This is a genomic window from Bradyrhizobium aeschynomenes (genome assembly GCF_013178945.1).
In the GTDB taxonomy this organism is placed as follows: domain Bacteria; phylum Pseudomonadota; class Alphaproteobacteria; order Rhizobiales; family Xanthobacteraceae; genus Bradyrhizobium; species Bradyrhizobium aeschynomenes.
In genome coordinates this window covers 336,421-360,578 of sequence record NZ_JABFDM010000001.1, presented here as the reverse complement: position 1 = coordinate 360,578, position 24,158 = coordinate 336,421, and the positions used below count along the sequence as shown (strand labels likewise).

Here is a 24,158-nt window from a genome sequence, read left to right as displayed (position 1 = left end):
CTTCTTCAAGCGATGGACACGCGGGTCAAGCCTGCGTGTGACGATCAGGTTTCAATCCTTCTTCGGCGCCCACGCTTCGACCGGTCCGCCGGCCTCGCGCCAGGCGGCGAAGCCGCCGCCGATATGGGCGACCGGTGTCAGGCCCATGTCCTGCGCGGTCTTGGCGGCGAGCGCCGAGCGCAGGCCGCCAGCGCAGTGGAAGATGAACCTCTTGTCCGCCTGAAAGATCGGCTTGGCGTAGGGGCTCTGCGGATCGATCCAGAACTCCAGCATGCCGCGGGTGCAGGAGAATGCGCCGGGGATCCTGCCCTCGCGCTCGATCTCGCGTGGATCGCGGATGTCGACGATCACGACATCCTCGCGCTTGGCCGCCTCGATCGCGTCAGCCGCCGAGAGCGTCTCGATCTCGGCATTGGCTTCGTCGAGCAGCGCCTTGATGCCGCGGGTGATGGTCTGGGGCATTCTCTCGTTTCCTTCTGGCGCGTCCTCTTGGCATCTGGCACGCCGTCACATTCGCCGTCATTCCGGGGCGGTCCGCAGGACCGAACCCGGAATCCAGAACTGATACGACAACCTCTGGATTCCGGGTTCGGTCGCTGTCGCGACCGCCCCGGAATGACGGACCGTTCTAGCGCACCAGTTCCTTCATCGCCGACTCCAGCCCCTCGATCGTGATCGGATACATGCGCTCGGAGAAGAGGCGGCGGATGATGGTGGTGGATTCGGAATAGTCCCAGTGCTTCTGCGCGACCGGGTTGAGCCACACCGTATGCGGATAGGTGCGGATCACGCGGTCGAGCCAGACCGAGCCCGGCTCCTCGTTGACATGCTCGACCGAGCCGCCGGGCACCATGATCTCGTAAGGCGACATCGACGCGTCCCCGACGAACACGACCTTGTAGTCGTGCGGATATTTGTGAAGCACGTCCCAGGTCGGCGTGCGATCGGTGAAGCGCCGCTTGTTCTGCTTCCACACGCCTTCATAGAGGCAGTTGTGGAAGTAGAAATATTCCATGTGCTTGAATTCGCTCTTGGCGGCCGAGAACAATTCCTCGACCTGGGCGACGTGCGAGTCCATCGAGCCGCCGATGTCGAAGAACACCAGCACCTTCACCGCATTGCGCCGCTCGGGCCGCATGTGCACGTCGAGATAGCCGTGATTGGCGGTCTCGCGGATCGTGGTGTCCAGATCGAGCTCGTCTGGCGCGCCGGTGCGGGCGAACTTGCGCAGGCGGCGCAGCGCGACCTTGATGTTGCGGATGCCGAGTTCGACATTGCCGTCGAGATCCTTGAACTCGCGACGGTCCCACACCTTCACGGCGCGATTGTTGCGGTTCTTCTCCTGGCCGATGCGGACGCCTTCGGGGTTGTAGCCATAGGCGCCGAACGGCGAGGTGCCGGCGGTGCCGATCCACTTGCTGCCGCCCTGGTGCCGGCCCTTCTGCTCTTCCAGCCGCTTCTTCAAGGTCTCCATGAGCTTGTCCCAGCCCATGGCCTCGATCTCTTTCTTCTCTTCCTCGGTCAGATACTTCTCGGCGAGCTTCCGCAGCCATTCCTCGGGGATCTCGGCCTTCTCCATCGCATCCAGGAGATTTTCCAATCCCTTGAACACGGTGCCGAACACGCGATCGAACTTGTCGAGATTGCGCTCGTCCTTCACCAGCGCCGTGCGCGACAGATAGTAGAAGTTCTCGACCGAATGCTCGGCGAGATCGGCATCGATCGCCTCCATCAGCGTGAGATATTCACGCAAGGAGACCGGGACCTGCGCGTCGCGCAGTGCTGTGAAGAATTGCAGGAACATGCCCATTAGATTGCCCGCCCCTCTCCGCCCGTCAAGGCCTGTCGGAACCGGGCGTACTGGACCGGCCGCCTTTTTGCTCTACAATCCATGGAACAGAGTTCTGAATGGGGGCTTCCTATGAGTCTTATCGTCGCCATCATCATTGGCGCCATTGCTGGCTGGCTGGCCGGCCTGATCGTTCGCGGCGCCGGTTTTGGCCTGATCGGCAACATTGTTGTCGGCATCATCGGCGCGCTGGTCGCAAGCTACGTCCTGCCGGCGCTGCACATCGCGCTGGCCAGTGGCACGCTGGGCGCGATCCTGGACGCCACGATCGGTGCCGTCATCGTGCTCGTGATCCTGGCCGTGATCCGGCGCGCTTGATTATTTCCCCTTCCAATGGCAGCCATCATCTCAAAGCCGCAGCGGCGGTCGCCGCTGCGTAGCCACTCAACACAAGTTCGATCGACAAGCGAGGCGCGATGAAATTTACCGGCACCCAGGACTACGTCGCCACCGATGATCTGAAGGTGGCCGTCAACGCGGCGATCGTGCTCGAACGCCCGCTCCTGGTGAAGGGCGAGCCCGGGACCGGCAAGACCGTGCTGGCCGAGGAGGTCGCGAAAGCCGTCAACGCGCCGCTGCTGACCTGGCACATCAAGTCCACCACCAAGGCGCAGCAGGGCCTCTACGAATACGACGCCGTCTCCCGCCTGCGCGATAGCCAGCTCGGCGATTCCAGAGTCTCCGACATCAAGAACTACATCAAGCGCGGCAAGCTGTGGGAGGCCTTCACCGCCGAGCAGCGTCCAGTGCTGCTGATCGACGAGATCGACAAGGCCGACATCGAGTTTCCGAACGACCTGCTGCTCGAGCTCGACCGGATGGAATTCCACGTCTACGAGACCAACGAGACCATCAAGGCCAAGCTGCGTCCGATCGTCATCATCACCTCGAACAACGAGAAGGAGCTGCCGGACGCGTTCCTGCGCCGCTGCTTCTTTCACTACATCAAGTTCCCCGATGCCGACACGATGGGCCGCATCGTCGACGTGCACTTCCCGAACATCAAGAAGCGGCTGGTCGAGGAAGCCTTGCGGATCTTCTTCGAGGTGCGCGACGTGCCCGGCCTGAAGAAGAAGCCCTCGACATCCGAGCTGCTCGACTGGCTCAAGCTGCTGCTGAACGAGGACATCGGCCCCGAGCAGCTCCGTGAGCGCGATCCGCGCAAGCTGATCCCGCCGCTGCACGGCGCGCTGCTCAAGAACGAGCAGGACGTGCATCTGTTCGAGCGGCTCGCCTTCCTCAGCCGCCGCGAGGTGTGAGACCTCGCGGCTTGGCGGGATGAGCCACATGCCGCGGCCGCCCTCAACGCCCGACGACCATGCGCCCGAGCACGCCGACGATGCCATCGACGGCAATCGGCTTCTCGCAACGCAGGATGTGCGAGAAGCGCTCCGGGATGATGGATTCGTCATAGCCCGTCGTGAACACGAAGGGCACGCCGCGTTCGACCAGCAGATCCGCCACGGGAAACGCCATCTCACCGCGCAGATTGACGTCGAGGACGGCGCCTTCGATCCGTCCCTCGCGCCTGATCAAAGCGAGCGCGTCGGGAACGGTTCCGACCGGACCGAGCACCGTGCCGCCGGCGTCGCCGAGAGCGCAACGCAACTCGTCGGCCAGCATGTATTCGTCCTCGACGACGAGGATATGGCGGTCGCGCAGCGAGCGTTCAGGCATGCTCATCGAGCTCCAGCGTGGTGAGTGAGACGGGAATCGAAATCGTGCAGCAGACGCCATCAGGCGCGAGATTGTACGACGTCTTGGCGCTCAGCTGATACGGAAGAGCCTGCTCGATCAGCTCCCTCCCCTGCCCCGTGCCGGCAGGTTCCACACCGGACGGCGGCATGTCGACGCCGCTCTCCCGCCAATCGATATGCAGCCAGGGCTTGTCTTCCGCCCCATGACGCTCGAGCGACCAGGTCACCGCAAGGCGACCGGAGGGTTGCCCCAGAGCACCGTATTTGAGCGCGTTGGTGGCGAGCTCATGCAGCGCCATGGCGAGCGTCTGCACCGTCGACGACCGCAGCCGCACCCCCGTGGGACCAGCCAGCTCCACGCGCTCGGAGACGCCGGCAACCGCGGACAGCTCGCTGCGGATCAGATCGTCGAAGGTGACCCGGTCCTGCTCCTTCAGGCGCGACAAGAGCCCCTGCACGCGCGACAGCGTATCGAGCCGATCCCGGTAGCGGGCGCGGAAATCGGATAGATCGGTGCTGGCGCGCGCCGTCTTGTCGGCCATCGAGCGGACCACGCCCAACAGGTTGCGCGTGCGATGCTGCAGCTCGGCCACCAGCACCTTCTGCCGCTCCTCCCACTCCCGCCGCTCGGTGACATCGAGCATCGCGCCGGTCATGCGGATCGGCTGTCCGGCGGCGTCGTAAAAGAAGCGCCCGCGTCCATACAAATAGCGGACTGAACCGTCCGGATGCACGACGCGAAACTCGCGGACATATTCCTCGCCGGCCTCCATCGCCCGGCGCAGCGCTGCCTCAGTCGCGGCACGATCCTCCGGATGAAGACGCGCGGTCCAGGCCTCGTAGCTCGGGTTCACCTCTCCGACACCATAGCCTTCCAGGCGGAAGTGCTCGTCCGACCAGTAGACCTCGCCGGTTGCGACGTTCCAGTCCCACAGGCCGAGCCTTCCGACCTCGACCGCACTCCGCAGCCTCTCCTCGCTCTTGCGCAGCTCGTGCTCGGCCAGCTTCTGCTCGGTGACGTCGCGTGCCGCTCCGAACCACTCGAGGACGGCGCCATCGCCACTCATCATCGGAACGGCACGCGAATGCGCCCAGCCGAGCGTACCGTCGACCCTGATGACACGGTGCTCCAGCTCGAACACGCTCTTCGTCGCAATGGCCCTGCCGACGGCGTCCAGCACCTGCGGCTGGTCCTCGGAAGGGATGTACTTCGCGAGCCAGCGCCGGCTCGGAGTCATCGTATCGGCGATGAAATCCTTGCCCCGGAGAAAGCGCATCTCGCTCCAGTCCGGGCTCATGCAATAGACGACGTCGAAGCTCGCGGTCACGAAGGCGCGGAAACGTTCCTCGCTGGCACGCAGCCGCGCCATCGCATCGGCGCCCTGCAGGACCTCGGCTTGGGACGCGAGCATCTGTGTGTCCACGCGCACGGCGTCCGAATGCTCGTTCACTTGCGGCCCCTTTTCTGGCATCGTATCGTGAAACCTGAGCGTGCGCCAAGCGCCGCACGTTTCTTTTCGATAGCGGCTTCGACCGCCCCACGCAGCCGCGAAGTTCCATCAGGAAATCATCCACAGCCGATGCTGAACCTGGGACAAGCCCGCACGGAGGCTCGACGCGTCGGTCCGGGCTTGTTAAGCGCCACCCTCTGCGGGACGCGGGTTTGAGTCGGGGCACATGACGGTTGCGATCGAGATGGGGCAGACGGCGGCGGGATCGCCTGCGGCGCTCGACCTCGAAGAACTCCTGGCGACGCGGCTCCTCGTGCAGGGCAATTCCGGCTCCGGCAAGTCGCATCTGTTGCGGCGGCTCCTGGAGCAGAGCGCGCCCTGGGTGCAGCAGACGATCATCGATCCCGAGGGCGACTTCGTCACGCTCGCGGAGCGATTCGGACATCTCGTCATCGAGGCCGAGGACCACACCGAGCGCGCGCTGCAGGTCGCCGGCGAGCGGGCCCGCATCCACCGCGTTTCCACGGTGCTCAATCTCGAAGGTCTCGACGCCGAGAATCAGATGCGCCGTGCCGCTGCCTTTCTCAACGGCCTGTTCGAGATCTCGCGCGACCATTGGTACCCGATGCTGGTCGTGGTCGACGAAGCCCAGCTGTTCGCCCCGGCCGTCGCCGGCGAAGTCTCCGACGAGGCGCGCAAGGCCTCGCTCGGCGCCATGACCAACCTGATGTGCCGCGGCCGCAAGCGCGGGCTGGCGGGGGTGATCGCGACGCAGCGGCTGGCGAAGCTTGCCAAGAACGTCGCGGCCGAGGCCTCGAACTTTCTCATGGGCCGTACCTTCCTCGACATCGACATGGCCCGCGCCGCCGACCTGCTCGGCATGGAGCGGCGCCAGGCGGAGGCGTTCCGCGACCTCGAGCGCGGCCAGTTCATGGCGCTCGGCCCCGCTTTGTCGCGCCGGCCACTGGGCCTGCGCATCGGCCCGACCGACACCAAACCGCGCAATGCGACGCCGCGGCTGATGCCGCTGCCGGAGGCCTCGCTCGAGGACGCCCGCGCCGTCATCCTCGCCGCCCCGCCGCCCGAGGCCAACCCGCGGCCGCAGCGCAAGCCGCAGCCCGAGCTGCTCGACCAGCTGATGGCGGCGAAGTCCGCCGCGCTGGAGTTTCGTCCCGAGCCGCCGCCGCCCGAGATCAGCGAGGAGGAGCTCGCCGAGCGCCGCGCCCGCGTCGAGCGCGTGCTGCGCGCCGTGCTGGCCGAGCCCGACGCCGGCTTCCGCGCCGTCGGCGTGCTCTACCAGGAGTTCGTCGTCCGCTGCCGCATCGAGGGGCTTGGCACGGCGGTGCCCGACCTCAACGAATTCCGCCGCATGCTGACCCGCGCCCGCGCCGGCCTCGGCGGCGATGCGACCTCCGACGATGCCGGCTGGCAGGACGTCACCCTGCGCGCCTCGCTGCTGCCCGAGGACATGCAGGGCGTGTTCATGATGCTCGCCCGCGCCGCCAAGGACGGCCGTCCCTGCCCGAGCGATGCCGCGATCGCCCGCGCCTACGGCTCGCATTCGCTGCGCCGGGCGCAGCGCCTGCTGAGCTATATCGAGGACCAGGGCCTGATCGTCTGCCAGCTCGACGGTGCCGGCCGCCGCATCGTCACCCTGGTCGAGCTCGCGTGGGCCACCGCCCCCGGCGATCCCAACGCCGACGACGCCGATCACTCGCTCGCCACCTCTTCGTCTTGACGATGCGCCCGGATCGCTCCGGGCGCATCGCGTTGGTGTTGTCAGCGATCAGCTCGCGGCGATCTTGCCCATCGCCGGATCGCTGATGCTGGGGCGGCCATTTTCGACATGGCCCGCGAGCTGCCAGTTGAAATTCGCGTCGCTGTCGGTCGTCACCGTCAGGTCGTACCAGCCATGGGTGTGGCGCAGCCGCACCTTGGTCTCCAGGCGCTGGCCGCGCTGCAGGCGATGCCGATCGCCGCGTCCCGTGTAGTTGTCGGTCAGCGTCACCACGCAGCTCGCGCCCTTGTTGGTGAACGCCACCGCAAGGCTTCGAGCGTCGTCGCCTTCCTCCCAGTCACACATGTGAACGGTGTCGACGTCGACCAGCGCCGAGGCCGAGACGACGCCGCCCTTGAAGTGCCGGTAAAAGCCGTTCGGGCCGTACACCGACAGGTCATATTGGCCGGCGCTGGCCGCGAGGTCCCACACGCCGTTCAGAGACTTGCCGGCCTCGACCGTGTAGCTCCACGGTCCGGTCGCGGTGTTGCCGGAGCGGACGTGGAAGCAGACGCCCGCCTGCCCGGGATTGACGAAGCGGATGCCGAATTTCCTGCGCGCCGCGTCGGCGTCACCGTCGACGCGGAGATCGTAAGGCAGCGCGCGTGCCGGGCGGATGCCGGGCTCCTGCTGCGGCAACACCTGCTTGGCCGGCGGCACCGGATGATAGTCGTCGAAGCGCGCGCCCGAGGTGATGTCGGCGACCGGCGGCTTGTAGCCGGCCGTGCTGGGCAGCGGCGCCATGCCTTCGTTCGGCGAAGTGAAGTTGAACGCCGAGGTGAGATCGCCGCACACCGCGCGCCGCCACGCAGGGATGTTGGTCTCGAACAGATCCGGCGCCCTGTGATGGAAGCGGCGCTCGATGAAGCGGATCACCGAGGTGTGGTCGAACACTTCGGAGCACACGAAGCCGCCGCGCGACCACGGCGACACGACCAGCATCGGCACGCGCACGCCGAGACCATACGGGCCCGCAAGGTGATTGGCATCGCCGGCGAACAGGTCCGTGCCGACGTCGACGGTCGACTGTCCCCAGGCCTGCGACATCGCCGGATACGGACCGACGACGTGGTCGAAGAAGCCGCCCCCCTCGTCGTAGTTGATGATCAGCGCAGTCTTGCTCCACAGCTCCGGATTCGACGTCAGGATGTCGAGCACCTTGGAAATGTACCAGGCGCCCGGTCCGGGCAGCCAGTTCGGATGCTCGCTGAACGCCTCGGGGGCTGCGATCCACGACACCTGCGGCAGCGTGCCGTTGCGGACGTCGTTGCGCAGTCCGTCGAACAGATTGTCGAAGGTGCCGCCATTGGCAATGTTGCTGCCGCGCAGCGCCTTCTCGTACAGCGGGCTGCCCGGCTGTGAATTCTGGTACTGGTGGAAGTACAACAGCGAGTTGTCGCCGTAATTGCCGATCCACGGATTCTGGGTCCAGCCCCAGAAGCCTTCCGCCGTCAGGCCGAGGCCGATGTCCTGATAGACCTTCCAGGAGATGCCGGCCTTCTCCAGCCGCTCCGGGAACGTGGTCCAGTCGTAGCCGGCCTCGGCATTGGTGATGACCGGGCCGCCATTCTTGCCGTCATTGCCGTCCCAGCCGGTCCACAGATAATAGCGGTTGGGATCGGTCGGCCCCATGACCGAGCAGAAGTACTGGTCGCACACCGTGAACGCATCGGCGAGCGCGTAGTGCCAGGGCAGATCCTGCCGGTTCATGCAGGTCATCGTCGTGGTGCCCTTGTTGGCGATCCACTTGTCGTAATTGCCGTTGTTCCAGGCCTTCTGGCCGTCGTTCCAGCCGTGCGCCACGTCCTCGACATAGACCTGGCCGGCATTGTCGACGCGGAACGGCATCACCGATCCGGTGCCGTTCGGCTGCTGCCAGACCGGATTGCCGTTCGGCAGCCTCACGGCGCGCGGGTCGTTGAAGCCGCGCACGCCCCGCATCGCGCCGAAGTAATGATCGAAAGCGCGGTTCTCCTGCATCAGCACCACGATGTGCTCGACGTCCTTGATGCTGCCATGCCGATGGAAGGCGGGAATGGCATGCGCCCGCTCGATGCTCTGACTGAGCGCCGCGGTTGCAGCCGAGGCTCCGAGCAGGCGCAAGAACTCGCGCCGGTTGTGCGCGATCGTGTTCGACATCTCGTTCACTCCACAGGTGATGACGGTGTCGAGCGGCTTAGGTGGCGGCGTTAACAGCCGCGTGACCGGGCGGTTAAGGATGTGTGGCACGGGTTTGACAGCGGCCTTGAGAACGGCATTCCGCCGAGGCGCCATTGCCCTTGCGCCGGAGGTGAAAAGCTGAATGATCCTTTCGGTTTGAGACGACGAGAGGCCGGGCTGGCCTCGGCGGCGACGCGGTGCATTGTTGAGGATGGTTTGCAAATGCCGACATTGACGGTGCAAGCGGCCGGCCTGCCGGAGGCGCCGGGATGGTTCTGGCTGTATGTCGTGTCCAACGCGATCATCGCCTGCGCCTTCTTCACGATCTCCGCCGTCATCGCTCTGTACCTGTGGCGGCGCTGGAAGGAGGTCATGTTCCGCGGTGCTCTGGCCGCGCTCGGGGTGTTCGTGGCGCTGTTCGGCCTCACGCGTCTGCTCGCGATCCTCGATCTCTGGATGTCGGACCCGAGAGTCGAGAGCCTCGTCTATGCCCTTCTTGCCTTGATCTCGGTCGTGGTCATCGTGGCCATGGTCAGGATGCTGCGCCAGATCCTGGTGCTGCCGACGCGCATCGTGCTGCAGAAGGCCTACGAACGATTGGAAGAAGAGATCCGGCAGCGCCGCGCCGCCGAGGCGATGGTGCAGCGGTTCCAGGAGATCGAGGCGAACGAGGCCCAGGTCCGCCAGGCGCAGAAGATGGAGGCGATCGGCCAGCTCACCGGCGGCGTCGCGCACGACTTCAACAACATCCTGACGGTCATCACCGGCACGATCGAGATCCTCGCCGATGCGGTCAAGGACAAGCCGCAGCTCGCCGGCATCGCCGGCATGATCAGCGCCGCGGCCGAGCGCGGCGCCGACCTGACCCGGCACCTCCTCGCCTTCTCGCGCCGCCAGCCGCTGCAGCCGCGCGCCACCGACGTCAACGCGCTCGTGGTCGACGCGGCGCGCCTGCTGCGGCCGACGCTGGGCGAGCAGATCGAGATCGAATCGATGCTCAGCCATGACAGCGCGCCGGCGCTGATCGATCCGAGCCAGCTCTCGACCGCGATCCTCAACCTCGCGCTCAATGCGCGCGACGCCATGCCCGACGGCGGCAAGCTCACGCTGGAGACCAAGAACGTCACGCTCGACGAGGACTATGCGCAATTGAACCGCGAGGCCAAACCCGGCAGCTATGTCCTGATCGCGGTCAGCGACACCGGCGAGGGCATTGCGGCCCAGTTGATCGACAAGGTGTTCGAGCCGTTCTTCACCACCAAGGACGTCGGCAAGGGCTCGGGCCTCGGGCTGAGCATGGTCTATGGCTTCGTCAAGCAGTCCAACGGCCACGTCAAGATCTACAGCGAGCAAGGTCACGGCACCACGGTGAAGCTGTATCTGCCGCGTGCCACCAGCGCGCCGGAGGCGGTCGTGGCGGACACGACGCGGCCGGCGATGGCGCGCGGGGACGAAACCATCCTGATCGTCGAGGACGACGCGCTGGTTCGCGACTACGTCGTCGCCCAAGTGCGCCGGCTCGGCTATCGCACGCTCGCCGCGAGCAACGCCGCGGAAGGCCTCGCGCTGATCGACGCGAAGGAGCGCATCGACCTGCTGTTCACCGACGTGATCATTCCCGGCGGCATGAACGGCCGTCAGCTCGCCATCGAGGCCGAGCGGCGACGTCCAGGCCTGAAGGTGCTGTACACGTCGGGCTACACCGAGAATGCGATCGTGCATCACGGCCGCCTCGATGCCGACGTGCTGCTGCTCGCCAAGCCGTATGTCAGCGCCGACCTCGCCCGCATGATCAGGACGGCGCTGGAGGCGTGAGGGGCGTCGCGGCGCTCTGTGATTTGCCACGATGCACGCCCCATTCTCAGTGTCGTCCCGGCCTTGAGCCGGGACCCATAGCCACCCGCTGACGTGGCTAGGTGGGGTTTGTCCACTCGCGTGCCTCAAACAACTCCCTGGGGTTATGGGTCCCGGCTCAAGGCCGGGACGACAGCGGAGGTCTTGGCCGGCCCCTTCCATCACATGGCCTGCCTCAGGACAGATCATCGCCCCCCGCGGCACGGCGTGCCCGGGTGATGCATCGTCGTGTCCCTCTGAAACACGAGAGGGCGCGGAGAAGGCCGGACCTCGGCTGAGGCCCGTGGCCCGCCTGCTCAAAAGAATGCAGGCGGCAGGTACCACAGGTACAGCCGGACAGATCCGGCCTTCCCCGCGCGATTGGTTTTAACGGTGTCCTTCGTGCTCTCCCTGGGGATCGGCTCTCTTGCCCCCATCGCCTGCGCGTGCCCATAAGCAACAACGCAGACTTGACCTCAGCGTCGAGAGGCCAGGACCACACGACTTCGCCGTCCGTGCCGACTACGCTCGTCTGGCGCAGCCGTCACGTCCATCGCAGCCCACCTCAACGTTCGTGACGACGCGTACGTCCCTCTGCACGAGGCGGGTTGAGCACGACCATCAATCTGATTTGCCCGACGACGCAAGGGATCTGTCCGCGACAAACTAACACGACGGGCAATCGGCGCATGGCACGCATGCGAAGATTGCCCGTCGGGCACATCTGGCCGGTGCTCCTCCAGACGCGGCCTCGTGAAGGCCGGCTGGCGCCTAACGGATGGATGGAGTAACGGCAGGATCGTTGTGCGCCGCCGGCCGCAATGACGCCTGCCTCAGGCTTTCCGACGGCGTCTCACCATAGATCTTTCGATACTCCCTGGCGAAATGCCCCGGATTGCTGAAGCAGCATCGCAAGGCGATCGAGGTCACCGTATCACCTGCCTTCGCATCGTACAGCATGCGGCGCGCATGTTGGATGCGTGTCAGCTTGATCTTCTCGGCCAGGGACATGCCGTTCTTCGCAAAGTACTGGTAGACCGTGCGGGGGCTGACGCCGTAGCGCGCCGCAAGCTGCTCGATCGAGATCTTCTGATCCCAGTGCGTCTCGATGTGATCCAGGATGTTGCGAATGGACTCGGGCATGTGGTTCTCGCCACCGAGATGATCGGCGGTGACGTCGATCGTCGCGCCGACGAGGCGGGTTCGTCCGTCGGACGGGCTGTAGACGGAGGTCGCCATGCCACGGACCCAGCGCAGCGCACCGTCCTGACTCAGCAGCCGGTAGTCGCGCGTGTAGCCGGTTCGTTTCATGATGGCTCGGCCGATGGCCTGCTCGAGTCCGTTTCGATCCTCTGGATGCACGCGGCACAACATGTCGCGCACCGACGATGACGACGCCGGCGGAAACTCTCCCTCGGAATCGTCCGTGTCGACGATCAGGTTGAAGGTCGACAGCCCCGCAAGCTTCTCCGCGGCTGCAAGCTGTTCCTCCAGGATCTTGGTCGCCGTGATGTCCTCGACCACGGCGCAGAACCATCTCATGAAGCCTGTGGCGTCCCTGATCGGCGTGACGATCACGCGTGCCCACACGACGCTTCCGTCCTGACGAAGGTAGCGCTTGTCGAGCTGGTAGCTCGCGACCTCGCCTGCGACCAGCTTGTCGTGCTGCAGCCGGTTGCGCTCCCGATCCTCAGGATGGGTCAGATCGACGAAGGTCAGTTCGCCGGTCTTGAGTCGCTCCAGCGGGTATCCGACGATCCGGCAGCATTCGGCATTCGCAAACCGGATGTGTCCCGTCGAACTGTCGACGATCGAGATGCCGATGCCGAGGCTGTCCAGAAACACCCTGGGCAACGTGATGATTTCGGCAATTTCCTTCCCTGGCATATCCAAGCCGATAGCATATCCACGCCGATAGCATCCAATTTTCATCGAGCTTAGCGGTCAAGACGAACTCGATCTTGATCCAAGGCAAGCGGGCCCTGCGACACTTGATCACCCCTGGCAGATGCAACGGCGCCATTCCTGCACAATCAGAACAACCGCTGCAGATTTCTGCCTAACCGAACCTTACTGAAGACCTGTTAGATTGAATGAAGCCCCGGGATTTTACGGGGATCATCGCGTTCAGGGCTGATCGCAGTCGGCGCAGTCTCCGGATCATGGCAACCGCCGCATGATCTCGATCATCTGCTCATCGCTGACGTGATTGCTTGACAGGAGACCCTTCATGTTTGGCCGCAAGAACAACGCCGCAGCCATGGCCGCCCTGGCTGCAAACGCGATCACCGCAAGGGTGATGGTCGCTGACGACAAGCTCAACATCGTCTACATGAACGACGCAGTGATGGAGCTGTTGCGCGGGGCAGAGGCCGATCTCAAGACGCAGTTGCCGCACTTCCGTGTCGACGCACTCATCGGCACCAACATCGACGTCTTCCACAAGGATCCGACCCACCAGCGACGCATGCTGCAGGCCCTCGCCTCCGAACACCGCGCCACCATCAAGATCGGCAAGTGGACGTTCGATCTGGTCGCGCAGCCGTTGAAAAATCCGGATGGATCACGCGCAGGAACGGTCGTCGAGTGGTCCGACGCCAGCGTGCGGCTGCAGAACCTCGACTACAGCGCTCAGGTCGCGGCCATCGGCCGATCACAGGCCGTGATCGAATTCAACCTCGACGGCACCATCGTCACCGCCAACGACAATTTCCTGAATGCGCTGGGCTACAGCCTGTCGGAGATCCAGGGCAAGCATCACAGCATGTTCGTTTCGCCAGAGGAGCGCGACAGTGCCGCCTATCGCGAGTTCTGGGCCGCCCTGAACCGCGGCGAATACCAGGCCGCGGAATACAAGCGGATCGGAAAGGGCGGCAAGGAGGTATGGATCCAGGCGTCCTATAATCCCGTGATCGATCAGAACGGAAAGCCCTTCAAGGTCGTCAAGTTCGCCACCGACGTGACTGCCCAGAAGCTTCGGAATGCCGATCTCGCCGGACAGATCGCCGCCATCAGCAAGTCGCAGGCCGTGATCGAGTTCGAACTGGACGGCACCGTCATCAACGCCAACGACAATTTCCTGCAGGCGCTCGGCTATACGCTGTCGGAGATCAAGGGCCGCCATCATTCGATGTTCGTCGATCCGTCGGAGCGCGACAGTACGGCCTATCGCAACTTCTGGGCCGCCCTGAACCGCGGCGAATATCAGGCCGCGGAATACAAGCGGATCGGCAAGGGCGGTCGCGAGGTCTGGATTCAGGCCTCCTACAATCCGATTCTCGGTCTCAACGGCAAGCCGTTCAAGGTCGTGAAATACGCCACCGACATCACAAGGCAAGTGCTCACGCGAATGGGCAATGAGCGCGTCCGCGGCATGATGGAGTCCGTCGCCGCGGGTGCCGAGGAGTTGAACGCCTCGGTGCGCGAGATTTCCGAGGCCATGACGAAGTCGCGCGAGACGGCAATGGGGGCCGCTGACCGGGTCGCCTCCGCCGATTCGCAGGCCAAGCGCCTGAGCGAGGCGACACAGGCGATGAGCGGCATCGTCGAACTGATCGGCAACATCACCGGGCAGATCAACCTGCTGGCCCTCAATGCCACCATCGAATCAGCCCGCGCGGGCGATGCCGGCCGCGGCTTTGCCGTGGTCGCGTCGGAGGTCAAGAATCTCGCCACGCAGGCCAAAGCCGCCACCGACAAGATCGGGGCCGAGATCGCCGGGCTGAACGGGATCTCCAGCGAGGTTGTGAATGCGCTGAACGCGATCAAGGTCGAGATTCAGAACGTCAGCGAATACGTCACCTCGACCGCTGCCGCGGTGGAGGAGCAGAGCACGGTCACCGGCGAGATGTCGTCCAGCATGCAGCGCGCAGCCGCGGAGGCGCAGGCGATCGCAGCAGGCAGGGCGTAATCACCCTGAGCGAGCGTGCCCCGACCGGAACGGCGGCGAGGATCAACCCTGCGCCGCGTCCCAGGTCACCGGCAGATTGAGCAGGCCGCGAAAGGCCCAGCCGCCGATGCGCACCGGCTCGGTGTCGCGAAGCCGCAGGTTCTCGAGGCGGGCGAACAGCGTCGGCAGCGCGACGTCGGCGATCATCGCGCGCGAGGCCCAGGCGCCCGCACAGAAGTGCGGGCCGGCGCCGAAGGCGATGCTCTTGGTGAGGTCGCGGCGGATGTCGAAGCGGTCGGGATCGGCAAAATGCGCCTCGTCGCGGTTGGCCGAGCCGAACATCAGGAACACCCGCTCCTCCGGCTCGAAGGCGACGTCGCGGATCATCCAGGGCTTGGCGATGCGCCGCGGTGACATGCCGATCGGCGAAATCCAGCGGGCATATTCCTCGAATACCTGGAGCCAGCGCACCTCGCCGTTCACCGCCGACGCGCGTTGCTCGGGATGCAGCAGCAGGGCCCACACCGTGCCGGCGATCGCGTCGCGCGGCTCGTTCTGGCCGCCGGAGATCGCGAGCTTGATGTTGGCGCGGATACTCTCCATCGGCATGCCCGACGCCAGCATCACGCCGAGCAGGCTCTGATTCGGAGTCCTCTCCAGCACCGGCAGCATGTCGTCGATCGCGGCATCGATACCGGATGTCGCGGCATTGCAGCGCGCCTCGACCGCGGCGTCACCGGTGTAGTTGGCGATGCCATCGATCATGGCCTGCGACCACGCATTCATGTCCTCGAAACGCATGTTGACGAGGCCGGTGATCAGCTTCAGGCACTCGGCCGAGAACGGCAGCGCGAAGTCGCGCACGAGATCAACGTCGGCAGCCGGATCGAGCGCATCGATCAGCCGGTCGGCATGAGCCTGGAACTGCGCCAGCCAGTGCACCCGGACCGCCCGCGGAGAGACCGCCGGCGCGATCGCCTGGCGCTCGGCCATGTGCGCGGCGCCGTCCTTGCGCATCATGTTGTGGCCCATCAGCCGGTTCATCAATCCCTGCGGCTGATGCGAGCTGAACACCTCGATCTGCTTCTCCGAGACGAAGATGTCGTCGCGCCGGCACAGCAGCGTGCTGCCGAGCTGCGGCACGAACGCGATCGGCGCCTCCTTTCGCATCCGCGCCAGCGCCGGATAGGGATCGGCCCAGAACGCGGCCGGATCGATGTCGAAATGGGGTGCGGTGCTCACATTCAGCCTCCGGTCGGACGCCGCATGCTAGCTGCACGCGCGGGCGGCGTCTGTCCCGATGATGGGTGACACCTGCGGCGCGCTCAGTTCAGCCGCCTCAGTTCAGCGGCTTTGGCGCGGTCATCAACCGCAGCGCGATCGCGAACAGCTCGTTCTGCGAGGCGATGCCGAGCTTCTCATAGGCGCGCTTGCGATAGGTGAAGACGGAGTTCAACGCGATGCCGAGATCAGCGGCGATCGCCTCGGAGCTGAAGCCGGAGAGAATGCGCCGGCAGACGTCTTTCTCGCGCGGGGTCAACACCGACAGCGGGCCGCCGGCCGCAAAGAGTGAGGCGAGCTTGTCGGCCGGGTCCGCTGCGGCCGCATGCGCCTGGCAATGCCGCGCGACGATCGCCGCGACGAGCGGGGCGACCGCCCCGATGCGCTGCCGTTCGTCGGGGGCGAAGCCGCCCTGCGCCGCCGTGCGATAGAAATTCACATAGGTACAGTGATCGCCGACCCAGATCGCGGTCGCCGCCTTGTCGACGATCTCGGAATCCTCGAAGAACAGCTTGCGATAGCCCCTCGGATACATGCGGCGTGCGAAGTTGGGCAGCAGGATGTGACGGGCCTGCGCGCGCTGGCCGAAGATCGCCTCGCGGTTCGGATCGGCGGTGTGGAAATGCTGCGAATAAGCGGCGCCGAGGTCGGGGCCGATCGCGATGTTGCCGGTGCTGAGCAGGCAGCGCGCCGAGTGCTGGTTCTCGAAGGTGAACACCATGCAATGGCCGACACCGGCGACGGCACGCAGCGTCTCGATCAGGACCTCTGGAAACGATTGCTGGCCAATGGCGAGCACCATGGCGCTGACAGCGCCCGTCGCATCGCTCCCCGGCGTCATAGCCTCCATGGTGTTTCTCCCGGACCTCTTGTTTGCTTCAGCCTAGCAGCAACGGCCATTGCCTGGAAGCGGCGGCCGGCGTCACCAACCACGGGGACAGACGCGAGGCGGCGGGGCGGCTAGGTTTCGCGGCTCGAAGTCTCGGCCGATCAACGTGCCGGGCACGCTCAACGGGGAGGACGTCGCGATGAGAGCCGCATTCACTGCGCTCGGAATGGCAGCCATGCTGGTGCTCGGCGCGCCGGCGCGGGCCGACATCAAGGTCGGTATCGTGGTGTCCGCGACCGGGCCCGGCTCGGCGCTCGGGCAGCCGCAGATCAAGGCGGTCGCCGCACTGCCGAAGGAGATCGGCGGCGAGAAGATCGTCTACATCGCGCTCGACGACGAATCCGACAGCGTCAAGGGCCTGCAGAATGCGCGGCGCCTGGTGATCCAGGACGGTGTCGACGTCATCATCGGCTCGTCGTTGACGCCGGTCACGATGCCGATGCTCGACGTCGCGCTGGAGTCACGCACGCCGCTGCTGTCGCTGGCGGCCTCGACGGCGATCGTGCAGCCGATGGACGACAAGCGGAAGTGGGCGTTCAAGGTGGTGCCCAACGACGACATCATGGCCGCGGCGATGCTGAAATACATCGCCAAGAGCGGCGTCAAGACGCTCGGCTTCATCGGCGTCTCCGACGGCTATGGCGAGGGTTATTACCAGGAGGTGAGCAAGCTGGCGCCGAAGCTCGGCATCACCGTCACGACCCACGAGGTCTATGCGCGCGGCGACACCAGCGCGGCCGGCCAGGCGCTGAAGGTGATCGCCACCAATCCGGATGCGGTGTTCATTGCATCGGCCGGCACGCCGGCGGTGCTGCCGCAGCAGGCGCTGCGCGAGCGCGGCTATCAGGGCAAGATCTTCCAGACCCATGGCGTGGCGACGCAGGAGTTCATCAAGCTCGGCAAGGAGAATGTCGAGGGCGCGATCTTCGCCGGCGAGGCGTTCTCGATCGCCGACGATCTTTCGCCCGAGGATCCGTTCCGCCGCGCCAACGATGCCTTCGTGTCGGCCTATCAAGCCGTCCATGGCGACCGGCCGAACATTTTCGCGGCGCATCTGTGGGACACGGTCACGCTGCTGAAGGGCGCCATTCCCGGCGCGCTCAAGGCCGCCAAGCCCGGCACGCCGGAATTCCGCGCCGCGCTGCGCGACGAGCTCGAGCGCGGCAAGGACGTCTATCTCAACAACGGCCTCTCCACCATGAGCCCGACCGACCACAACGGCTACGACGAGCGCTCGGCGTTCCTGATCAAGGTCGAGGGCGGGAAGTTCAGGCTGGTGAAGTAGTTCATGTTCGCGTTTTTTGGCACAACTACCCCGACGCGGACGGTGCACTCCCCTCCCCCTTGCGGGGAGGGGTCGGGGGTGGGGGTCCACGAGTCCGACTATCAATGATGCGCGATTGAGTGCGCGCGAGACAGACTGCATCGGAGAGAACGAAGTCAGTGCTCTCGGCGAAGCACAGCTGCCGAAAGTGAGCCTGAAACTGCGTTCAGCGCCCGGGGACCCCCACCCCCGCCCCCTCCCCGCAAGGGGGAGGGGAGCTGACCTTTGGCGCGGTGGGTGCTCGACCTCCACGGGTGAGGTGACGCGCTCTTAAGCCGACAGCCTCTCCGCCGCCTCGCCCTTGCCCAAAATCAAATCCGCCGCCTTGTCGCCGATCATCAAGGTCGCCGCATTGAGGTTGGCCGAGATCATGCGCGGCATGATCGAGGCGTCGGCGACGCGCAGGCCTTGCAGGCCGTGGACGCGGAGCTGGTCGTCGACGGTGGCCCAGGTGGAATCGGCCGGGCCCATGCGGCAGGTGCAGCCGGGGTGGAACGTCGTGGTGGCGCGCTGGATGGCGGCGGCGAGGAATTCGTCGTCGCTGTTCACCTTCGGGCCAGGGAAATCCTCATAGGCGTAGTACGGCGCGAGCGGAGCCGACGCCAGCAGCCGGCGCGCCAGCTTCATGCCGGCGACGATGACGCGGCGATCGAGCTCGGCGGTGAGGTAGTTGGTCTGGATGATCGGCTGGGCGAACGGATCGGCGGAGCGGATGCGGACATAGCCGCGGCTCTCGGGACGCTGCTGCCAGGACGCGACCGTCATGCCGGGCTCGTCCTCGAGCTGGCCCTGCACACCTTCCTTGTAGCTCGCGGGCGTGAAGGTGAGCTGCAGGTCGGAGCTCTCCGCAGTCTCGCCGGAATGCCAGAAGCAGTAGACCATCGTGGGCGACAGCGACAGGATGCCCTTGCGTGTCACCGCCCATTTCAGCGCCTCGCCCCACAGATTGAGGCCGCGCGCGAGCTCGTTGATGGTCTTGATGTTCTTGACGCGCGCCACCGTGCGCGGCGCGTAATGATCCTGCAGGCCCTCGCCGACGCTGCGCAGCGCATGGCGCACCTCGATGCCGTGCTCCTGCAACAGCTCGGGCGCGCCGATGCCGGAGAGCTGCAGCAGCTGCGGCGAGTTGTACGCGCCGCCGGACAGGATCACCTCTTTGCGCGCGCGCACCTCGACCGGCACGCCGCCGCGTCCGCCGCGGCTGTAGCGCACGCCGACCGCACGCTTGCCCTCGAGCATGATGCCGGTGGCATGGGCATTGGTGCGGACCTCGACGTTCGGCCGCTTGCTGGCGGGCTTGAGGAACGCGGTCGCCGACGACACGCGGCGGCCGTTCTGGATGGTGCGCTGGACGTAGGACACGCCCTCCTGGATGGCGCCGTTGTAGTCGGGATTGCGGGGGATGCCGAGCGAGACAGCGCCGTCCATGAAGGCCTCGCACAGGGTGTCCTTCCACTCCATGGTGGTGACATGCAGGCTGCCGTCGCGGCCGCGATACTGCTCGTCGCCGGCGCCGATGCGCTTCTCCATCCGCCGGAAGTGCGGCAGCACGTCGGAATAGCTCCAGCCGCGATTGCCCATCTGCGCCCAGGTGTCGAAGTCCTGGCTCTGGCCGCGATTGTAGACGTGGCCGTTGATCGACGAGGAGCCACCGAGCGTCTTGCCACGCGGCGCATAGATGCTGCGGCCGGCTGTGTAGGGCCCCGGCTCCTGCTGGTAGCCCCAATTGATGCTCTTCATGTAGAAGGTCTTGATGAAGCCGGCCGGCAGATGGATGTAGGGGTGCCAGTCGCGCGGGCCCGCCTCCAGCACGCAGACGCTGACCGAGGGGTCCTCGCTGAGGCGGTTGGCGATCACGCAGCCGGCCGAGCCGGCGCCCACGATCACATAGTCGAAATTATCCATCTCGTCTGTCGTCCCGGTCTCGTCATGCCTGCCGCATGACGCGGCCAAGCGGCCATAGCGCGATCAGCGCGGCTTGTCATTCAACTGGTAGTCGAGATGCGCCCGCACCGTCGGCCATTCGGCCGCAGTGATGCTGTAGACGACGGTATCCCGCAGCGTGCCGTTCGGCGCGATCTGGTGGCTGCGCAGGATGCCGTCCTGCTTGGCGCCAAGCCGCTCGATGGCGCGGCGGCTCTGGTGGTTGAAGAAATGCGTGCGAAACTCGACCGCGATGCAATCCATCGTCTCGAAAGCGTGCGCCAGCAACAGCCGCTTGCACTGCGTATTGAGCGCGCTGCGCTGCACCCGCTTCGCATACCAGGTCGAGCCGATCTCGACGCGGCGGTTGGCGGCGTCGACGTTCATGTAAGTCGTCATGCCGGCGACCTTGCCATCGGCGTCGAGCACGGTGAACGGCTGCATGTGGCCCGCGGCGAACAGGCCGAGCCGGCGCTCGATCTCCTTGGCCATGGTCTCAGGTTTCGGAACTGCGGTGTACCACAGGTTCCACAATTCGCCGTCGCGGACGGCTTCGACCAGCGCGTCGTGGTGGTCTTGCGAGAGCGGCACGAGGCTGGCGTGCGCGCCACGGAGGGTGACCGGTTCGAGAAAGGGCATCAGCGGATTCCGTCATTGCGAGGAGCGCAAGCGACGAAGCAATCCAGAGCCGCGCGTGCCGCCCTGGATTGCTTCGCTGACGCTCGCAATGACGGAACTATCACGTGACGCGTCACTTGTTCAGAAAATTCAGCGGCAGGCCCGGCCGCGGCCAGTCCATCGCCACCAGCTCGCCCTTGCCGGAGAGCGTGATGTAGGCGGTCTTCAATTCCGGACCGCCGAAGGCGATGTTGGTGGTGACGCGGTCGCCGGTGGGCACCTGCTCGACCAGCGTGCCGTCGGGGGCGATCACGCTGATGCAGCCCGACACCAGCGTTGCCACGCAGACATTGCCGTTGGCCTCCACCGCCAGGGAATCGAACATCTGGTAGCCGCCGAGGCCTGCGATCGGCCGGCCGCGCTCGCCGCGATAGATCACCTCGCGCGGCTTGACCGTGCCGGGCTCGGACAGGTCGTAGGCCCAGAGCCGCGCCGTCGGCGTCTCCGCGATGTAGACGGTCTTCTCGTCGGGCGACAGGCCGATGCCGTTGGCCGGCAGGATGCCGTGCACGGCCTCGACGATCTCGGTCATGCCGGGCCTGAGATAATAGAACGCGCCGACATCCATGTCGCGGGCTCGGCGCTTGCCGAGGTCGGAGAACCACAGGCCGCCATGCCGGTCGAATACGAGGTCGTTCGGCCCGCGCAGCTCATGCTCGCCGCAACGGCTCACGACGGTCTCGACCTTGCCGCTCTGCAGATCGATGCGCTGGATCGAGCCGCCGAGATAATCCGCGGGCTGCGGGCCCGGCATGATCATCTTGCCGGTCGGAATCCAGGAGAAGCCGCCATTGTTGCAGATATAGATCTTGCCGTCGGGCCCGAGCGCCGCGCCATTCGGCCCGCCCGGAATCTGCGCGACGATCTCCTTGCGGCCGTCCGGAAACACCCGCGTCAGGCGCTTGCCGCGGATCTCGACCAGCACCACCGAGCCGTCGGGCATCACGACGGGCCCTTCCGGAAATTCCAGATCGGTGGCGAGCACGCGCATGTTGGACATCTGACGGCCTCCCGCTTGTTTGCCGCGATGCGGCGCATTGTTGTTATGCAGGAGTTTATCGCAAAGCCAGCACGGCTTGCCAAGCAAACCGCCGGTCGCACGACCGCAGAGCAGCCCTGCGGAGCGGCGCGCTTGCAGCGTGTCGACGCAAGTTCGGGCCGCGCGCGACGCGTCAGCGGATCACCGGCAGCCAGATTTCCAGTCCGCCATCGCCGGTGAGCGGGTCGAAGCGCTGATCGTAGCGCTCGAAGTTCGGCGCGTCGGCGACCTCATAGCCCGACTGCGGCAGCCAGCGATTCCAGATCGTATGCACGGTGCGGCGGATCGACGAGATGTGGCCGGCATGGGTGAACACGGCGAACGTCGCGGCCGGAACCCGCACGCGGCTGAACGTCCGCGGCAGGTCGGAAAAATCGGCCACCTCGACGCCCGCGACATAGTCGAAATTGCCGGCATCGTCGCCGTTGCAGCAGACACCGTAAGCCACCGCGCCGCAACGCCCCGGAACCTCGTGCATGATCTCGTTGAACCGTCGCCATAAGGCTGGAATGCCGGCACCGTTATCGAAACTGAAACGGTCGCCAAGACCGGCGACGAGCAGCGGCTCGGCAGTGACGAAGCGCGGCGCGGCGAGATCATCGAGCGGTGTCTGGTCCATGAGGATCGGCTCCTGCAATGCGAGGCCATCGAGGCGTGCATGGGCGCGGACCGCTTCCGGCGTGACGCCGAACTGATCGCGGAACGCGCGCGTGAATGCTTCGTGGGAGCCGTAGTCCGCATCCAGCGCCAGACGGAGAATGTCGGGCGCGCCGCCTGCCAAGGCCCGTGCCGCCTCGCTGAGACGCCGCAGCCTGACATAGCGCATCACCGATACGCCGGTCGCGGCCGCGAAGGCGCGCACGATGTGGAAGCGCGACACGCCGGCAATGCCGGCGATGTCGTCGAGCGACATCGGCGCCGACAGATGACTCTCGATGTACCAGAGCGCCTTCTGGGCCGGGTTGTTGGACACTCATCTCTCCGGACGAAGCAGCCGATCGTGCACGACCGGCGCCAACGTCGCTTGACAATTGTTGCTGTCGAACCGGCAGGTGCCTGCTATTTGCCGGCGGGCTTTGCCGGCGAATCAGCCTTCTTCTTCAGCTCGTCGACGAGCTTCGCCTGCGATGCCTTCAGTTCGTCGATCGCACCCTGCTGCGATATCAAGGCCGCCTTCAACGCCTGGATCTGCCGATTGGCCGCATCGAGCTTCTGCTGTTGATCGAGCGACTGCTTGGTCATCGTCTTCTGCAGGAAGTCGATGTTGCTCTGCAGACATGATGTACGCCGATCCATCGCCTTTTCTGCGGTGCAGATTTCGATCCCGGGAATATCCTGCGCATGTCCGGCAGAGCCCATGCACATTGCGAGCACATTCACGGCAAACAGGATTCGCGCGGCAACGACGATTCGCATCACAATTTTCTCATTGGCTTGCCAAACACATGATTTTGCGTGGAACTGATGCTGTTTCCAGAATGATACCATACTGAGACCTCAATCGCGCATTGAAGTTCGGGCCGGGACCCGTTTTTAGGGAGATGGACAGAATGGCTACGCGCGAAAAACGGCTGGCGCAATTCGACGGCAGCGGAGAGCCACCACCCGGGCAGACGGTCGAGGTGCTGTGCGAGGATCACAGCGGCACCTACCAACTTCCGTTCCCCTGTTTCTACATTGATGGCAAATGGCACAACAAGGAATCCGGCGGCGCACTCGAGGCCACCGTCATCGGCTGGCGCTTTCCGCGCGCGCGTTTCGACGAGCGCAACGGGCGGCGCATGCAGGCGAGCTTCGTTGCTGATCGCGCTTCGTCTTATTGATCACACCGGGCCCTGAGTTCCGCTCAGGGCCGGTCTTGCCGAAAATATGATTTCGAACGCAGATTGAGCAATACGACGGGATAGGCCATCAGCAGCGCGCCGGCCACGATTGCAGCAACCGCCGTCGCGCCATCGACCAATCCGTCACTCCACGCCCGCCGCCACATTGCGATCGCGACGGGAAAGAACAGCACCAGCGCCGTCGCCAGGCCCGGCGAGAACCGGCCACCGCTCCGTACGAACGGCAGCACGTGAAAGAACACCGCGTTGATCATCATCAGCGCGGCATAGGCGAGCGGTGCGAGGGGCCATGTCGCCGCGAGCTCTGCCTGCACCGCGCCGAGCACGACGACGAGGGCGTTGGTCACGTAGAAATCACTCCACTCGACCGGCAGCTTCATCACCGCCCGCGCCCAGTTTCGCCAGTCGAAGGTGTATTCCTCGAGAATATGCGCGCCATAGGCGGCCAATGCGAGCCAGGCCCACGTGGTCAATGTCATGATCGATCCCCCTCGCGTCCTGTGTACCGGCGCGGGATGAATCGT

Annotated in this window: 21 protein-coding genes; 7 read left to right on the top strand and 14 right to left on the bottom strand. The window is 65.3% G+C overall.

Annotated elements, in window-relative coordinates; all coding sequences use genetic code 11:
• Positions 1-51 precede the first annotated feature (51 nt).
• Positions 52-462, bottom strand: coding sequence for a rhodanese-like domain-containing protein (locus HL666_RS01565; protein WP_172179549.1), 411 nt, complete (start codon positions 460-462; stop codon positions 52-54).
• A gap of 166 nt (positions 463-628) precedes the next feature.
• On the bottom strand, positions 629-1,804 hold the full coding sequence (locus tag HL666_RS01560; RefSeq protein ID WP_172179547.1) for a vWA domain-containing protein: 1,176 nt from the start codon (positions 1,802-1,804) through the stop codon (positions 629-631).
• A gap of 117 nt (positions 1,805-1,921) precedes the next feature.
• Between HL666_RS01560 and HL666_RS01555 the strand changes: the two genes are divergently transcribed.
• Together HL666_RS01555 and HL666_RS01550 are read left to right on the top strand one after the other, a co-directional pair.
• Entirely contained in the window at positions 1,922-2,167 is a 246-nt protein-coding gene (locus tag HL666_RS01555) for a GlsB/YeaQ/YmgE family stress response membrane protein (protein WP_172111121.1), read from the top strand.
• A gap of 98 nt (positions 2,168-2,265) precedes the next feature.
• Complete coding sequence (locus HL666_RS01550; RefSeq protein WP_008964954.1) at positions 2,266-3,108, top strand: AAA family ATPase; 843 nt, start codon at positions 2,266-2,268, stop codon at positions 3,106-3,108.
• Positions 3,109-3,151: 43 nt separating this feature from the next.
• Here the strand turns inward: HL666_RS01550 and HL666_RS01545 are convergent, their stop codons facing one another.
• Positions 3,152-3,526 carry a response regulator gene (locus tag HL666_RS01545; protein ID WP_172111122.1) on the bottom strand — a complete coding sequence of 125 codons (375 nt, stop codon included), beginning with the start codon at positions 3,524-3,526 and terminating at the stop codon, positions 3,152-3,154.
• Positions 3,519-4,958, bottom strand: a complete 1,440-nt coding sequence (locus tag HL666_RS01540; RefSeq protein ID WP_246741425.1) for a sensor histidine kinase — start codon at positions 4,956-4,958, stop codon at positions 3,519-3,521. The genes HL666_RS01545 and HL666_RS01540 overlap by 8 nt, the downstream gene beginning before the upstream one ends.
• A gap of 265 nt (positions 4,959-5,223) precedes the next feature.
• Here HL666_RS01540 and HL666_RS01535 point away from each other — a divergent pair, with 265 nt between their 5' ends.
• Positions 5,224-6,735 carry a helicase HerA domain-containing protein gene (locus HL666_RS01535; RefSeq protein WP_172131637.1) on the top strand — a complete coding sequence of 504 codons (1,512 nt, stop codon included), beginning with the start codon at positions 5,224-5,226 and terminating at the stop codon, positions 6,733-6,735.
• A gap of 48 nt (positions 6,736-6,783) precedes the next feature.
• Here HL666_RS01535 and HL666_RS01530 read toward each other — a convergent pair whose 3' ends face one another.
• The gene (locus HL666_RS01530) at positions 6,784-8,913 is read right to left on the bottom strand and encodes a phosphocholine-specific phospholipase C (protein ID WP_172131636.1); all 2,130 of its coding nucleotides are present in this window, start codon (positions 8,911-8,913) and stop codon (positions 6,784-6,786) included.
• 243 nt (positions 8,914-9,156) lie between these two features.
• Between HL666_RS01530 and HL666_RS01525 the strand changes: the two genes are divergently transcribed.
• On the top strand, positions 9,157-10,749 hold the full coding sequence (locus tag HL666_RS01525) for an ATP-binding protein (protein ID WP_446471654.1): 1,593 nt from the start codon (positions 9,157-9,159) through the stop codon (positions 10,747-10,749).
• Positions 10,750-11,538: 789 nt separating this feature from the next.
• Here HL666_RS01525 and HL666_RS01520 read toward each other — a convergent pair.
• A complete protein-coding gene (locus HL666_RS01520; protein WP_172131819.1) occupies positions 11,539-12,654 on the bottom strand; it encodes a helix-turn-helix transcriptional regulator in 1,116 nt (371 codons plus the stop codon).
• Between the two features lie 343 nt (positions 12,655-12,997).
• Between HL666_RS01520 and HL666_RS01515 the strand changes: the two genes are divergently transcribed.
• A complete protein-coding gene (locus HL666_RS01515) occupies positions 12,998-14,677 on the top strand; it encodes a methyl-accepting chemotaxis protein (RefSeq protein ID WP_172179545.1) in 1,680 nt (559 codons plus the stop codon).
• A gap of 42 nt (positions 14,678-14,719) precedes the next feature.
• Here the strand turns inward: HL666_RS01515 and HL666_RS01510 are convergent, their stop codons facing one another.
• Entirely contained in the window at positions 14,720-15,898 is a 1,179-nt protein-coding gene (locus HL666_RS01510; protein ID WP_172179543.1) for a cytochrome P450, read from the bottom strand.
• Positions 15,899-15,995: 97 nt separating this feature from the next.
• Positions 15,996-16,787, bottom strand: a complete 792-nt coding sequence (locus HL666_RS01505; protein ID WP_172179541.1) for a helix-turn-helix transcriptional regulator — start codon at positions 16,785-16,787, stop codon at positions 15,996-15,998.
• Between the two features lie 178 nt (positions 16,788-16,965).
• Between HL666_RS01505 and HL666_RS01500 the strand changes: the two genes are divergently transcribed.
• The gene (locus tag HL666_RS01500; protein ID WP_172111128.1) at positions 16,966-18,111 is read left to right on the top strand and encodes an ABC transporter substrate-binding protein; all 1,146 of its coding nucleotides are present in this window, start codon (positions 16,966-16,968) and stop codon (positions 18,109-18,111) included.
• Positions 18,112-18,420: 309 nt separating this feature from the next.
• On the opposite strand, the gene HL666_RS01495 is transcribed toward HL666_RS01500, so the two are convergent.
• The 5 genes from HL666_RS01495 to HL666_RS01475 all read right to left on the bottom strand — a co-directional run bounded on the left by HL666_RS01495 (position 18,421) and on the right by HL666_RS01475 (position 23,155).
• Complete coding sequence (locus HL666_RS01495; RefSeq protein ID WP_172179539.1) at positions 18,421-20,055, bottom strand: GMC family oxidoreductase; 1,635 nt, start codon at positions 20,053-20,055, stop codon at positions 18,421-18,423.
• A gap of 63 nt (positions 20,056-20,118) precedes the next feature.
• Positions 20,119-20,712, bottom strand: a complete 594-nt coding sequence (locus HL666_RS01490) for a GNAT family N-acetyltransferase (protein ID WP_172111130.1) — start codon at positions 20,710-20,712, stop codon at positions 20,119-20,121.
• A 112-nt stretch (positions 20,713-20,824) separates the two neighbouring features.
• On the bottom strand, positions 20,825-21,751 hold the full coding sequence (locus tag HL666_RS01485) for an SMP-30/gluconolactonase/LRE family protein (protein ID WP_172111132.1): 927 nt from the start codon (positions 21,749-21,751) through the stop codon (positions 20,825-20,827).
• Between the two features lie 172 nt (positions 21,752-21,923).
• Positions 21,924-22,763, bottom strand: a complete 840-nt coding sequence (locus tag HL666_RS01480) for an AraC family transcriptional regulator (RefSeq protein WP_172179537.1) — start codon at positions 22,761-22,763, stop codon at positions 21,924-21,926.
• An 86-nt stretch (positions 22,764-22,849) separates the two neighbouring features.
• On the bottom strand, positions 22,850-23,155 hold the full coding sequence (locus tag HL666_RS01475) for a hypothetical protein (RefSeq protein WP_246741453.1): 306 nt from the start codon (positions 23,153-23,155) through the stop codon (positions 22,850-22,852).
• A gap of 185 nt (positions 23,156-23,340) precedes the next feature.
• Here HL666_RS01475 and HL666_RS01470 point away from each other — a divergent pair, with 185 nt between their 5' ends.
• Complete coding sequence (locus HL666_RS01470) at positions 23,341-23,613, top strand: hypothetical protein (protein ID WP_172111136.1); 273 nt, start codon at positions 23,341-23,343, stop codon at positions 23,611-23,613.
• A 23-nt stretch (positions 23,614-23,636) separates the two neighbouring features.
• Here the strand turns inward: HL666_RS01470 and HL666_RS01465 are convergent, their stop codons facing one another.
• Positions 23,637-24,113 (bottom strand): HXXEE domain-containing protein, encoded by a 477-nt coding sequence (locus tag HL666_RS01465; protein WP_172131632.1) that lies wholly within the window; start codon positions 24,111-24,113, stop codon positions 23,637-23,639.
• Between the last annotated feature and the right edge of the window lie 45 nt (positions 24,114-24,158).

Coding starts and splice junctions, on each gene's coding strand:
- HL666_RS01530 (WP_172131636.1), bottom strand. CDS start 8,913: ATGTCGAACACGATCGCGCACAACCGGCGCGAGTTCTTGCGCCTGCTC.
- HL666_RS01535 (WP_172131637.1), top strand. CDS start 5,224: ATGACGGTTGCGATCGAGATGGGGCAGACGGCGGCGGGATCGCCTGCG.
- HL666_RS01545 (WP_172111122.1), bottom strand. CDS start 3,526: ATGCCTGAACGCTCGCTGCGCGACCGCCATATCCTCGTCGTCGAGGAC.
- HL666_RS01540 (WP_246741425.1), bottom strand. CDS start 4,958: ATGCTCGCGTCCCAAGCCGAGGTCCTGCAGGGCGCCGATGCGATGGCG.
- HL666_RS01525 (WP_446471654.1), top strand. CDS start 9,157: ATGCCGACATTGACGGTGCAAGCGGCCGGCCTGCCGGAGGCGCCGGGA.
- HL666_RS01470 (WP_172111136.1), top strand. CDS start 23,341: ATGGCTACGCGCGAAAAACGGCTGGCGCAATTCGACGGCAGCGGAGAG.
- HL666_RS01485 (WP_172111132.1), bottom strand. CDS start 21,751: ATGTCCAACATGCGCGTGCTCGCCACCGATCTGGAATTTCCGGAAGGG.
- HL666_RS01560 (WP_172179547.1), bottom strand. CDS start 1,804: ATGTTCCTGCAATTCTTCACAGCACTGCGCGACGCGCAGGTCCCGGTC.
- HL666_RS01565 (WP_172179549.1), bottom strand. CDS start 462: ATGCCCCAGACCATCACCCGCGGCATCAAGGCGCTGCTCGACGAAGCC.
- HL666_RS01490 (WP_172111130.1), bottom strand. CDS start 20,712: ATGCCCTTTCTCGAACCGGTCACCCTCCGTGGCGCGCACGCCAGCCTC.
- HL666_RS01555 (WP_172111121.1), top strand. CDS start 1,922: ATGAGTCTTATCGTCGCCATCATCATTGGCGCCATTGCTGGCTGGCTG.
- HL666_RS01515 (WP_172179545.1), top strand. CDS start 12,998: ATGTTTGGCCGCAAGAACAACGCCGCAGCCATGGCCGCCCTGGCTGCA.
- HL666_RS01505 (WP_172179541.1), bottom strand. CDS start 16,787: ATGGAGGCTATGACGCCGGGGAGCGATGCGACGGGCGCTGTCAGCGCC.
- HL666_RS01475 (WP_246741453.1), bottom strand. CDS start 23,155: ATGTGCATGGGCTCTGCCGGACATGCGCAGGATATTCCCGGGATCGAA.
- HL666_RS01465 (WP_172131632.1), bottom strand. CDS start 24,113: ATGACATTGACCACGTGGGCCTGGCTCGCATTGGCCGCCTATGGCGCG.
- HL666_RS01550 (WP_008964954.1), top strand. CDS start 2,266: ATGAAATTTACCGGCACCCAGGACTACGTCGCCACCGATGATCTGAAG.
- HL666_RS01500 (WP_172111128.1), top strand. CDS start 16,966: ATGAGAGCCGCATTCACTGCGCTCGGAATGGCAGCCATGCTGGTGCTC.
- HL666_RS01495 (WP_172179539.1), bottom strand. CDS start 20,055: ATGGATAATTTCGACTATGTGATCGTGGGCGCCGGCTCGGCCGGCTGC.
- HL666_RS01520 (WP_172131819.1), bottom strand. CDS start 12,654: ATGCCAGGGAAGGAAATTGCCGAAATCATCACGTTGCCCAGGGTGTTT.